13 protein-coding genes and 1 pseudogene are annotated in these 13099 nt (G+C 36.2%); 12 read left to right on the top strand and 2 right to left on the bottom strand.

Translation table 11 applies throughout. From position 1 onward, the window contains the following. The first annotated feature begins 9 nt into the window (after positions 1-9). The 10 genes and pseudogenes from P4S65_RS14840 to P4S65_RS14795 all read left to right on the top strand — a co-directional run bounded on the left by P4S65_RS14840 (position 10) and on the right by P4S65_RS14795 (position 8886). Complete coding sequence (locus P4S65_RS14840; RefSeq protein WP_096793280.1) at positions 10-1815, top strand: sugar transferase; 1806 nt, start codon at positions 10-12, stop codon at positions 1813-1815. Between the two features lie 166 nt (positions 1816-1981). Further along, positions 1982-2290 carry an STAS domain-containing protein gene (locus P4S65_RS14835; RefSeq protein WP_007375204.1) on the top strand — a complete coding sequence of 103 codons (309 nt, stop codon included), beginning with the start codon at positions 1982-1984 and terminating at the stop codon, positions 2288-2290. Between the two features lie 168 nt (positions 2291-2458). After that, positions 2459-3160 (top strand): OmpA family protein, encoded by a 702-nt coding sequence (locus P4S65_RS14830; RefSeq protein WP_337120481.1) that lies wholly within the window; start codon positions 2459-2461, stop codon positions 3158-3160. 3 nt (positions 3161-3163) lie between these two features. Beyond that, positions 3164-5244 (top strand): annotated as a pseudogene (locus P4S65_RS14825) (SLBB domain-containing protein). Further along, positions 5241-5945: a ParA family protein gene (locus P4S65_RS14820; protein WP_007375201.1), complete on the top strand. Its 705-nt coding sequence runs from the start codon at positions 5241-5243 to the stop codon at positions 5943-5945. The pseudogene P4S65_RS14825 and the gene P4S65_RS14820 overlap by 4 nt, the downstream one beginning before the upstream one ends. Further along, entirely contained in the window at positions 5932-6354 is a 423-nt protein-coding gene (locus P4S65_RS14815) for an ATP-binding protein (RefSeq protein WP_337120480.1), read from the top strand. The genes P4S65_RS14820 and P4S65_RS14815 overlap by 14 nt, the downstream gene beginning before the upstream one ends. A 62-nt stretch (positions 6355-6416) precedes the next feature. Then, complete coding sequence (locus P4S65_RS14810) at positions 6417-6719, top strand: response regulator (RefSeq protein ID WP_337120479.1); 303 nt, start codon at positions 6417-6419, stop codon at positions 6717-6719. 17 nt (positions 6720-6736) lie between these two features. Beyond that, entirely contained in the window at positions 6737-7069 is a 333-nt protein-coding gene (locus tag P4S65_RS14805; protein WP_337120478.1) for a SpoIIE family protein phosphatase, read from the top strand. After that, the gene (locus P4S65_RS14800; protein ID WP_337120477.1) at positions 7047-7409 is read left to right on the top strand and encodes a PP2C family protein-serine/threonine phosphatase; all 363 of its coding nucleotides are present in this window, start codon (positions 7047-7049) and stop codon (positions 7407-7409) included. The genes P4S65_RS14805 and P4S65_RS14800 overlap by 23 nt, the downstream gene beginning before the upstream one ends. A 79-nt stretch (positions 7410-7488) precedes the next feature. Beyond that, complete coding sequence (locus P4S65_RS14795) at positions 7489-8886, top strand: sigma-54-dependent transcriptional regulator (protein ID WP_337120476.1); 1398 nt, start codon at positions 7489-7491, stop codon at positions 8884-8886. Between the two features lies 1 nt (position 8887). Here the strand turns inward: P4S65_RS14795 and P4S65_RS14790 are convergent, their stop codons facing one another. Further along, positions 8888-9817 carry a glycosyltransferase gene (locus P4S65_RS14790; RefSeq protein WP_337120769.1) on the bottom strand — a complete coding sequence of 310 codons (930 nt, stop codon included), beginning with the start codon at positions 9815-9817 and terminating at the stop codon, positions 8888-8890. Between the two features lie 101 nt (positions 9818-9918). Between P4S65_RS14790 and P4S65_RS14785 the strand changes: the two genes are divergently transcribed. After that, entirely contained in the window at positions 9919-10269 is a 351-nt protein-coding gene (locus P4S65_RS14785) for an Hpt domain-containing protein (RefSeq protein ID WP_007375197.1), read from the top strand. On the opposite strand, the gene P4S65_RS14780 is transcribed toward P4S65_RS14785, so the two are convergent. Next, positions 10248-11120: a gluconeogenesis factor YvcK family protein gene (locus tag P4S65_RS14780; protein WP_337120475.1), complete on the bottom strand. Its 873-nt coding sequence runs from the start codon at positions 11118-11120 to the stop codon at positions 10248-10250. The two genes, P4S65_RS14785 and P4S65_RS14780, sit on opposite strands and share 22 nt — an antisense overlap. A 489-nt stretch (positions 11121-11609) precedes the next feature. Here P4S65_RS14780 and P4S65_RS14775 point away from each other — a divergent pair, with 489 nt between their 5' ends. Beyond that, the gene (locus P4S65_RS14775) at positions 11610-12788 is read left to right on the top strand and encodes an IS4 family transposase (protein ID WP_050484169.1); all 1179 of its coding nucleotides are present in this window, start codon (positions 11610-11612) and stop codon (positions 12786-12788) included. Positions 12789-13099 lie beyond the last annotated feature (311 nt).

Raw genomic sequence — 13099 nt, 5'->3', positions numbered from 1 at the left:
GGGAAAATCATGACTTATTTAATAATTGTTCTCATGGTGTTGATTGTAACCGTTGTGTACCATCACGTTGGCTATTTAGCGCTGTTAAAGTTGGTTAGTCGACGGGCTCATAAACGTATATTCCCAGAGGGGAATACAAGAAAAAATAATCGATTTGGTATTTTGGTGTGTGCTTTTAATGAGCAAGAACACATTAAAGAAAAATTACATAACCTCGGCGCTATGCTCTATAACACTGAGCTTTATGCCATTCATGTTTATTTAGATGGATGTACAGATAACACATACGAAGAAGCGATGTTAGCTCAATCACATCTTGCTCAGCAAAACGTAGTGTGCCACTTGCATTATAATAAACAAAACCAAGGCAAAGCACATGGTATTAACGAGTTAATTACACTAACTAAATCAAATTACGACGTCTTGCTGTTTACCGATGTGAGTGCCTTATTAAGTATTGATGTATTAAATAAAATTGATACTGATTTTAAAGATCCTGATATTAAGGTCATTACAGGTGTTTATGTTCTAGATGAACACGCAACCCCAGAGCAACAACACTATTGGCAATATCAAAATAATGTAAAAAGTATGGAATCATCACTTGGTGCGGTGATTGGTGTGCCAGGAGCCATGTTTGCTATTCGTTCAAAATACACAGATATATTGGATGAAAATACAATAAATGATGATTTTATATTGTCTATGAAAGCCTTAAAAAATGGCGGCAAAGCGGTCGTAAATAGCGATATTAACATTATTGAAAGAGAGTGCGATGAGCAAAGCCATGACTATGCTAGAAGAGTGAGATTAGGAGCAGGCAATTGGCAACAAATTAAAATATTATTTGAGCTATTCAATCCTAGATTAGGGTGGGTTAGTTTTAACTTTATTTCACATAAAGTTTTGCGTGGCGTAATGCCAATATTGCTTGCTTTAATTTATATTTTACTGTTTTCAATGGCATTTTTCTCGAACTTATTGTTAGTTAAGTTGTTGTGTTGCGTGATTGTAGCCGTCCATAGTCTCTTTGTGATTAAAAATACCCTCAACATTAAGGCCAAGATCCCTATCGTTGATAAAGTTAATTATATTCTTAATGCTTATTTTTTAGCGTTATGGGGCATTATTAAATTTGAACGTGGTGATTATAAAAAACACTGGGAAAGGGTTCATGATAGAGAAGCTGAACCAAACGTCAGCATTAAAGTTATAAAACGCATAATTGATATTGTTGGCTCTGTGGTAGGACTAACTTTACTGTCTCCGATCATGCTTTTAGTGGCTGCAACAATTAAAGTAAGTTCACGTGGACCGGTACTGTTTAATCAACTTAGAGTGGGAGAGAGTAATGATAACTTTGTTGCCCTTTTTAATGTCCTTAAATTTCGCTCGATGGTGGTTGATGCTGAAGTAGCAAGTGGCGCGGTATGGGCAAGTAAGGACGACCCTAGAATTACACCTATAGGGCGTTTCATTCGTAAAACGCGTTTAGATGAATTACCTCAATTATGGAATGTGCTGGTAGGCGATATGTCACTCATTGGTCCTCGACCAGAGCGACCTGTATTTTACTCCAAGCTTGAAAAAGATATTCCTTATTTCTCTCAGCGTACCTACGGTATAAAGCCAGGTATATCGGGGCTTGCTCAAGTAATGAATGGATATGATGAAAGTATTGATGATGCAAGGAAAAAAATAGGTTGGGATTATGCTTATATGTTAAGTACATCATCTCCACGTAGTTGGTTTTATATGGAATTGACTATTTTTTTGAAAACACTCGTTGTTATATTTACTGGAAAAGGGCAATAATTATTTTTGCATAATGCAATCCTACTTTTAAAAGGGAATTGCATTATGCTTTACTATCCTCAAGTGCTCCCACCGACAAATGAAAAGCCATTAATTATCAACAACTTAAAGTTGGTTCGTTTCTTGTAATAGTTATATTGAATTTAATATTTAATAGGTAACTACGATGATAAATTTAACCAGTGAAAATGAACATAAAATAGTATCGCTTCCAAATGACTTTTCAGGTTTTACTGTTGATGGATTTAAAGATGAATTTGAAGAGCTAGTTGATACAGGTACAGACTTTATTATCTTGGATTTTTCAAAGACTGAGTTTATTGACTCTTCGGGTATTGGCGCGATTGTCTTTCTTTATAAAAGAATAGAAAAAAGAAGCCATAAATTGTCATTACTCAATGTAACTGGGCAGCCGTTTAAGCTAATGAATCTTCTAAGAGTGGATAAAACCATTCCATTTATTGATTCGCTTTAACGATAAGGAGAGCGATATGAAAGCACACATTTTTTTCATCATAACCTTGCTTTTAAGTGGGTGTGCTTCTTGGCCTGATGAGGGGCAAGGGGTTGGGCCGAAAAATATCAAAACTATCCATTAAATGATGAGCAAACAGATAATAACTTTACACAACCCGAAGATGTGGTGAGAAGTGAATTTGAACACCTTGTTTTTAAATTAGAACTTTTAAAGTCACAAGATATAAAAGCATGTATGCCTGCACAGCTTTTAAAAGCTCAAATTTACGAAAATCGTATTCGAAGGCTTATAGCTGCGCAAATGTGGGAAGATGCAGAGCATGACTTATTGATTCACTACCATGGGCTCAATCAACTAACAAACCATTTTGATACGGTTCAAAAGCTCACTCATTGTGCAGTTAATACCACTTCAGAAACGACTGTATCTAGTGTTAAAAAACAAGTAGCGGATTTACTAAATAGTGATAATCAATTTGCATTTAATGCGTTTGAAATAACCCCTAAATATGCAGCAAGGCTTGCTCAAGCTGCTGATTTAGCTAAGCAACTAGATAGTATTTCAATTTTGTTAGTGGGTCATACTGATTCAGTTGGTGAAGGGAATAATAATTATGAGCTTGCATTAAAAAGAGCTGAAACAGTAAAACATTGGCTCGTCGTTTATGGTGTTAAAACTCAAAGTATTACCACACTTACACAAGGAAGCTTAAAGCCCTATAGCAAGCAATCCCCAACGGAAAGTGTCCGCCATTCTGATAGGCGAGTTGAAGCGATAGTCCTCAATGCAAGCAATAATAATATGCAAGATGATAACGCTAAAGCACTTGTTAATTGGACAAAAATTATTAAAAGCAAAGAGGAGTAAACTATGAAATATATATTCGCGATTGCGGTGTTTATTTTATCATTCAGTGTTTACTCAGCTTCTGATGAAAGTAATGCCATAGTGCAAGTGGGAAATAAGCTTTTTCTATATATTCCAGGTGAAGCAGAATTTGATACAACGTTTGAAGTGGATAAAAGAGGACAAATTAACCTCCCAGAAATAGGCCAATTTAATGTGGCTGACAAAACGACTATGCAAATTGAAAGTGAGTTAACCCCCGTACTTGCTGAACTATTTGTTGCAATGGATGATTTTTATGTAGCGATCCACAGCAGAGATATTCTTATTAATGTACTTGGTTATGTAGTGACACCATCGCAAGTGAGTATTCCTGATGATGGCAATATTCAAATGGTTATCTCTAAAGCAAACGGTTTAAAACCCGGTGCTCAGCTAGATAGAATACAGATAAGGCGTGGTAATGAGGTAATTGAATTTGATTATAAATCATATTTAGATACAGGAAATATTAGCCTGTTACCTTCTCTAAAAAGCAAAGATACTGTGTTTGTGCCAGTATCGCCTTTGCTTGGTAATGTGCAAATAGACTTTGATGCGCAAACACTCAGTGCAACAGGGGATGCCAGTGATAGCAGCGCGATAACTATTTTAGGTGAAGTACATAATCCAGGGAGTTTTTCCTTTAAAGAAAATATGAGTATTTTAGATGCACTGATGCGCGCAGAAGGGGTCACTCGTTATGCTGATGTAACTAAAATAAGAGTCATTGTTGATAAAACACCTGTTATTTTTGATTTGAAAGGGTACCTAGATAAACCCTCAAATAGCACTATGCAACTGCTAAAACCTGGTTCTACTGTGTATGTGCCTATTATGGTTGATGACGTAAACACAACGTCACGTACGGTTTATATTATGGGAGAAGTGCAAAAACCAGGCGCGTACGAAGCGGCCGATAGCACAAACTTTTTAGATATTTTAGCCAATGCAGGCGGACCAACACGATTTGCTGAAACTCGCCATATCAAAATATTAACACCAGAAGGAGACAGTATTTTATTTGATTTACAGCGTTATAGCGAAGGCAGTGTAACGACCAAAGTACCAGATTTAAACCCTGGCGATGTAATTTTTGTACCTGAAAAAACAGATGTTAACGAAAAAAGCTGGCTTAAAATTCCGACTAAACGAGCTATCAAAATAATTGGTGCCATACATTCTCCAGGTCGATACGAATGGAGTAATGAAATGGATTTTACAGACTTAATAGCTCATGCAGGGGGCCTACAAAAAGCGCTAATATCAATGATATAAAAATACTGCGTAATGGTGATGTTACACAACGCTTTGATCTTGAAAAGTATACTATTACTAATGGTGACACACCGCTGCCAAATTTAGTTGCGGGTGATACAGTTATATTTGAAGAGCTACCAGTTGATCCGTCGGATAATAAATCCCAATGGATCCGCCAAGAGTCGAGTAAGTCTATTTATATTATGGGGCAAATAGGTTCGCCAGGTCGTTACTCGTTTAACGAAAACATGCACTTTATTGATATTTTAGCTGCAGCAGACGGCCCAACAGCGACGGCAGATATTCGTAATATTAGAATCACTCACCGTAATGGTAATCGAGCTAAAGTAAGTAAATTAGATCTCGCCATGTACTTTGAAACAGGCGATGAAACTTTGTTTCCTAATGTATTACCAGGAGACACCATTTTTGTACCTGAAAAAGACAAAGATTGGCTCCGTACACCTAAAGAACGGGTAGTACGTATAATGGGGGCTGTGCAAAAACCGGGTCGATACAATTTTGACGATACAATGTCCATTTTAGATGTATTAGCTGAAGCAGGCGGCCCTTCTAACTCAGCATTGATAGATAAAATAGTTGTTGTTAATCATTCATGTTGTAAAGAACAGTCTCGTGTATTTGATTTAGAGGCGTTTATTAAATCACCAAATTCAGTAAATATTCCAGTATTAAGAGCGGGGGATACGCTTTACATACCAGAGAAAGGGCAGGATTTACTTAGTCAATTTAAAGATAACTTTTTAGATGTTATTACTATTCTTGCATTAGTGGTGGGCTTATGAAATTAATACCAAAACAGTATTATGAGCTGGAAGTTATATGTAACATGATGATTGATAATTCAGCTCGTTGTATCACTTTTATCTCTTTATCAGGTTCAGAAGGGTCATCTAGTGCATGTGTTAGTGTTGCTAAGCGATTACAAAGCCAACTTAAATCAGTGCTAATAATTGATTTAAACCCAATCAATACATTTTGCTCAGATGATAAGTTACCAACAATTTCTAAACCATGGTGCTTTGATGATATTTCTTGTCAATTAGGCGTGACTAATTATGAAGGTATCAGTTTATTAACCATTAAAAACCTAGCTAGGATTGAACCGGCGAAGAACAAACATGTACTAAATGACGCAGTTGATCGGCTAAAGCAAGAATACGATTATATATTAATTGACATGTCACCGGTGTTAAAATTGAACAGGAATAATGTGCCACTGCATTCCTTAAGTTTATGTAGTGAATTAACCTTCGTTACCGTGGGGCTGGGGGTTAACGATGAAGAGTCGCTTTGCAAAGGTGTGAGAGAATTAAAGCAAGCAGGGCATAGCAATATCAAAATATTGATAAGCCAACATAATTTTGCGCCATTAGGTGAGCGTATAGTTAAACTTTTAGAAAAGCATACGACAAAATGGCCAAAGTTATGTACTACTCTTAAAGCAAGAATTAATAAACAAAGATGGTTGTTTGAACATCATTGAGGGTGCAATGGATATATTATTTGAAAGACGCTTTGAACTACTATGGCCAACATTGACTGAGATTCGCCTCATTCTAAAGCACGTTTTAAGAGCGCTCAATGTAAAAAAGGATGAGGTGGATGCTGCGGGCTTAGTTACTACAGAGTATTTAACAAATCTAATTAGACACAACCAAGGTTCTGAGCATCAAATTTTATTACGTATTAGCCAGCCTAGTAGCGACAGCTACATATTAACATTCATCGATGAGCTAGCCCCATATAACCTTTTTAAAAACAACAATTCATCGTGGAAAATAGACTCTGGAAAACTCGTTGAAGGAGGAATGGGAGTTGAGTTAATTCGTTATTATTTTAAGGACGCAGATTATATAACGAAAAATGGCAAAAACTTTTTTCATTCCCTTTAGAGCAAATAGATAGGCGTCCAACGATTATCTACGTTGATGATGATGTCACTCAGCTTGCCCTCATGAGCGCTTATCTAAATGATAAATTTCAAGTGATTGCCTGTGAAAGTATAGAATCAGGATGGCAGGCAATTTTAACCGCTGACGCAAGTATTTTATTACTGGATCATAAATTAAAAAATGGGACATGTGAGCCCTTATTAGAAAAACTTAATAAGTCTAATTTAAAGTCGCAACTATCAGTTGTTATGTTAACTGGCGATGACAGTGATGAAGTGATACATAAAATAAATCGCTTAGGTGTTGACGATTATTTAATTAAACCGATTAAAAAAATAAGTTACTACAAAGCATCGAACGTGTAACTCATCGTTTTGCTTACTTGTCTTATCAAACTACTTTTGAGTCAGCGCCTTCTAAAATTCATTTACAAGATGAGAAAACCGCTCATATTTTTGGTTCAATTAGTTTGGGTAACGGCGGCGATTTTTTTATGCCCATTAATGATGAATGTAGTGCTTTTATTCTAGGTGATATGATGGGACACGGATTACAAGCATTAAAAGAAAGCTTTGCTATTAAGGGTTTTATAAGTGGCTTTTTGGCAACCGGTCTTCCTTATCAAAAAATGTTAGTGGCTTTAAATAACGCGATCTATAAACAACAGCTATGTAAATCTAGTTTAGTTACGCTTGTCATATTTTTTAAAAAATAATAAAATATATTGGTTAAATGCAGGTCATCCTCCACCTGTCGTTTTGCGAAAAACAGGCGAAATTTGTCAATTAAAAGGCACCGGTCCACTGCTTGGTCTCGCTCAAGATCATAGTTATACACTTTATGAAGCAGCGCTTGATAACGTTGAACATATTTTACTATACACGGATGGCTGGACTGAAAACCGCTTTACCGATAAAGATGAAATATGTGAATTAACTAAGATTATACCGTTAGATAAACACGCTCATGCTGAGTTTGCTAACACGTTATGGGAAAACTCACAGGTTACGCTTTCAAAAGAAATTGATGATGCTTCGCTTATTGTAATTAATTGAATTTGCTTTAATTAACCTTTTATAGTTAAATCATTACAGATTCACAGCTTCTTTTTGGCTTGCTAACAAGGAATTAACTATGCCACCAACAGTGTTAATTGTCGAAGATACTCAATCTCTTGCAATGATGTACCAATCATATTTATTACCGACAGGAGTAAATACACTCGTGGCAAGTGATGGTGCAACTGCAATAGCGATTATTAATAAGGTTCAGCCTGATCTAATCGTGCTTGACGTAATGCTACCGGATATGAATGGATTAGATATCCTTGCTACATTTGATCCAGAAAACTGCCCACAAGTTGTTGTATTAACAGGGCATGCTACAAAAGAAATAGCAATTCAGTCAATAAAGCTAGGTGCATGTGACTTCCTGGAAAAACCAATAGAAGCCGACCGTTTTCGGATTACAGTTAATAATGCGTTGAAAATTAAAAACTTAAAACAAACGGTTACTCAATACAAAAACAAATACGAAAACGGAAAATACTTTGATTTGATTGGTAGCTCAAAACAGATGCAATCTGTTTATCAAATTATAAGTTCTGCTTCGGCCAGTAAAGCCACTGCATTTATTACAGGTGAAAGTGGTACGGGAAAAGAGCTATGTGCTCGTGCAGTTCATCAAGCTTCAAATCGCGCTGATAAACCTTTTGTTGCACTAAACTGCGCGGCTATCCCTAAAGATTTAATTGAGAGTGAAATTTTTGGTCATTTAAAAGGTGCTTTTACGGGTGCAATTGCGAATCGCGTTGGCGCTGCAGGTCAAGCCGATGGTGGAACATTATTTTTAGATGAACTTTGTGAAATGGACATTAACCTACAAAGTAAATTACTTCGCTTTATACAAACAGGTAGCTATCAACAAGTTGGCAGTGAGAAAGTTGTAAAAGTAGATGTTAGATTTGTGTGTGCAACAAATAGAGATCCATTAGTTGAAGTGGAAAGTGGCCGGTTTAGAGAAGATTTATATTATAGATTACATGTTATACCTATTGAGTTACCGCCACTAAGAGAGCGCGGCCAAGATATTATAGAAATTGCTGAAGCTTTATTTGTTAAAATAGCGAAAGACGAAGGTCATCCATATAAAGGCATGGCAGGGGTTAAGCAATTACTTATGCAATATAGTTGGCCTGGTAATGTAAGGCAGTTAGAAAATGTAATTCGTAATGTATTGGTACTCCATCCTGAGGCATTTATAGATATTGATATGCTTCCCGCTTTACCTGAAAATTCAAAAAAAGCGATTGAACCAGCACCAATGAGTCTTCAAACTAAACCTGCGAATATATTAATTGACGATTTACCGAATACACAAAATGATGTTAAAGCATTATGGTTAGCTGAAAAAGAATATATTGAACGTGTAATAAAAATATGTTCATCAAATATACCTAAAGCCGCTTCACTACTTGATGTTAGCCCATCGACACTTTATCGAAAGATTAAAAGCTGGGAAGAAAATGAATAGTTTATTTTCCTGTATACGCTTGGTGAAGCAATAAAAATTGTTTTTTACCAGAGAAACGCTCCTCTAGCATGTTATATGCGTCATTTAATAAGTTAACTTTTGCTTGGGGAGGGAAATTAATTAATTGCTCTATGCTTTTTTGACAATCTTTAGCATCACCAACACTCATTAAAAAACCAGTTTTGTTATTTTTAATGATACTTGGTATAGCGCCAACAGCACTGCTTATAACCAGTTTATGCTGAGACATTGCTTCTAATAATGTCATAGGCAAGCCTTCTTCTCTAGAACAAATAAGTAAGACATCTATTTGATTCCATATATTATTGCGTTCAGTTAAGCCATGATAATGTAGGTTATTTATAACAGGTATTTTATTTTTTAGAGGGCCGTCACCAAAAATGTGAAATTCAACATTGTTAGACTGTTTCATGTTTTCAGCTAATTGAAAAAATATATCTGGTCCTTTTTCATAAGAAAGCCTGCCAACAAACCCAATCTTGATAGTTGATGTATTAATAACCGGTTTTGAAGGCGCTGGTAAAGAGATAAAATTTTCAAGTAATTTTACATTGCTAATTGTATTTTTTATTTTGTTTGAGACCGCAAAATTTATAGATAACGATGAAAGCCATTGATCTAGTTTATTATAAAATTTAACTTTTCCATTCCCAACTTCGCCAGCATGGTATGTGCTAATACAGCGTTTGTTGATAATGTTACATACTAATCGGCCTAATATACCTGCCTTATAGCCATGCGTATGAACGACAGTGTTGTTATCATAACTGAGTAGTTTATTAGCGAGGTTTTTAATTTTCCCTTGTAAAAAGTCATACCTTATGTTTTCTTTAATCAATAAATCATAAAATTTTTGATTGCCATGATTTTTATAAAATAAAATTGAGCTACGAACATTATTTTTACTCAGTAGTTTTGATAATTCAACGATGTGGGTTTCAATCCCCCCAACATGGAAGAGTCAACAAACAAAATAACTTGGTAATTCATAATAAACTCCAAAAGGTAGATATGATAGATTTAGCGGTAATAGAACAGCTCAAGAATGATATTGGCGACGACACAGCTGTTGAACTACTAAAATTTTTTGTCGACGAATCAAAAAAAACAATGGCGATAATACTTAATTCAAATGAGCGTGATGAGATAGAAATTAACGCACATAGTCTCAAAAGTAGTTGTTATAGCTTTGGTGCAATAGCGCTAGGTGATACATGTAAATATATTGAGGAACTTATAAAAACCGAGCACTCAAAAAAGGATTTACATAATCTTCTAGAAATAGTCGAAGTGCAAAGCAAGCAAACATTCAACGAAATGGCATTTATTATTGCAAGCAATCAAGATTGCTCACAAAGCTGAATTGGTACTTTAAGTAACTCCGAGAATATGTTTTTTAGTTCGTCAATATCATGTAAATGTTCTCTGGACTGTAGTGCATTTTTATTGTCGTTAAAAATCTCTTCAATTGCAGAAGGTGAAATACTTAAATCGTATATTTTAAAACCTAGGTGCTCTTGTAGCCAGTCGATCCCAGTAGTTGACGTGTGTTTCATGACGCTATTTTCTAGTGTTGTGTTCTCAATGAAAATACGACAGGCAGATGTTTCTTGAATAGCCAAAGAGATCTCTTCTACTAAAAAGGCAGGCATAACACTTGTAATAATACTGCCTGGACCAATTATGATTAAATCGGCTTCCAAAATAGCACTTACGCACCCTGGCGCTGCGGGCACATTTTTAGACAAATGCACTTTTGTTGGTAATGTGTCTAACGCATCAATAGCACACTCACCAAAGACCTCTTTATTATTTTTAAGGGTGGCGATTAGATCTGTAGGGATCTCTGTCATAGGTAAAATAGTTTCTGAATTACCAAGTATTGCATTAAAGTAAGCAACAGCTTTGGTGGGAGATTTGGTGAGCTCAGTTAAGGCCAATAACGTTAAGTTGCCTAAACAATGACCATCTAACACACCTTCTGAAAACCGGTGTTCATAAATTGAGTTAAGTGCCTTTCTATTTTCTGCAAGTTGCAGACAACAGCGCCTAATATCACCCAGAGCAATGCATTCTTGAGATTCCCTTATTTTTCCCGTACTTCCCCCGTTATCAGTTGTTGCGACAATTGCTGTTAAATTATTACACATTGGTTTAATTGCGCTTAAAACCTGCGCTAATCCATGACCGCCGCCTATACACACTATTTTCATTGTTATGCCTTTGTGTTTTATTTTCCTAATTTGATATAGCATGAATTATTCCAAGACACATAAATTTTTAATCTATTGATTTATAATCATTTAATTAGTTCTAAAAGAAAAGGGTCCGGTTGTTATTGCTCTTTTTTGCAAAGTGCAATGCATTTTGATGAGAAAAACTACAATGCAGAGTCATTCAAATATAGGTATAGGAAGGTGTTCAATCTAGGGGCGATTTAATCGCGGCGTGAGGTTTGTAACCTAGTGGGCTCGGTAACTGCTTCTGCGTTACCCTAATGACTTACATCCATGTAAGAATAAGTAAAAACCGAGCAAAGCTTCCGTGTCCTGCTCACGCCCCTTACCTAAATCCATTTAGGTAACACAGAGTAAATTGCACCTAGGCAGAACCCTTCGGCCTGACGAATCCCCAAAACGTGACAGGCACAGCAATTTATGATCTTATGTAAATCACCACAACCCACATAAGTCACAACTGCTATGCCTGACACATCAGTTTGCCATAAGTACTTTAAACATGCATTAGCGCCATTCAATAATGCCAGAGTAAAAACATTACTAAGCTGCAGTAATGCATTAATTTCGGGCAATAAACTTACCTTAACTGAAATCGGCAGAAATTTGTCTGGCGCTGTGGATGTAAAACATAAAATAAAACGCGTTGATCGCTTCTTAAAAAATACTCACCTCTACAATGAAAGGGTCGCTATCTATAAAGCATTAGCTCATCCTATTATCGACTCTTTACCAATGCTTGCAATTGCCGTTGACTGGAGCGGTGCCTGTGGTCACGACTATCACTTACTGCGAGCAAGCTTACTTGTGGATGGGCGCTCTATCGTGATTTATAACATGATTGTTGAGCAGAAGAATTTTGATAGCCCAGCAACCAACAGCCTGTTTTTAGATGAACTTTATGAAGTGCTTGGACGACATCCTAGTGTCTATATTGTAACAGACGGCGGCTTTCTTACGCCTTGGTATAGTAAAGTACGCGAACTTGGTTGGCATATGATAGGTCGATTAAGAGGCTCAATGAAGTGTAAACTAGCCATGCAATCACAATGGCATACATTAAAACAACTTAGGGCTGGTGCCAGCGATATACCAAAGGCGTTAGGTCAAGCACGACTAACTCAGTCCAGCCCGACAGCATGCGATGCATTTTTACACGTATATCATGGAAAAAATAAAGGAAGAAAAGGAAAAAGCAGATTTACGAAAGATACAAAAATGTATCAAAACTTAGCGAAAGAGCCATGGTTACTCGCGACATCAGACAATACAATGACGAGTAAGCGAGTAGTTGGTTTATATAGTAAAAGAATGCAAATAGAGCAAAATTTCCGCGATGACAAAAGTTTGAGATATGGTTTTTCGTGGCGTTTTAGTAAAAGCACCGGCATAAATAGAATAGGAATATTATGCTTGATAGCCACAATAGCGAGCACTGCGTTATGGTTTATAGGGTGTGAAGCAGAAAAAAGAAAGTGGCATATAAAATTTCAAGCAAATAGTGTTAAGAATCGCCGAGTTCTTTCATTTTTAACCTTAGCCAAGCAAGTCATAAAGCTATGTAAGAGACGTATTACACAAAGCTATATAGAAAAAAGTTTAAAAAACTTTATTTCTAATTATCAAAAAGAGGCCGCTGGATAAAGTGGGGAACCCTCAGCCCTTCGGGCAGCGCATGTTTGGTATTTATGCTACGTTATCGCCTATTTATGGGGAATAACCGTACTTCATAGGCTCTGCCTTGCCTAAAGATTCAACATGTTGCTGCAAATATCAATAAGTGACGTATATTGTTAAATGATAACAATTTTTAAAAGCTTGTTAATATATAACAAGCTCAACGGGAGGTTTATATGTGGTAAGCTCTTTTGGGCTTCACACTAATTGGATGATTTTGTTGTTTCATTAAATAACGGCATGACTAAAGTTATCTTGAAGCTTCTAAAAAATTAAAC

The organism is Pseudoalteromonas sp. B131b (assembly GCF_037162545.1).
GTDB lineage: Bacteria > Pseudomonadota > Gammaproteobacteria > Enterobacterales > Alteromonadaceae > Pseudoalteromonas > Pseudoalteromonas fuliginea.
This window is presented reverse-complemented; position numbering and strand designations above follow the sequence as displayed.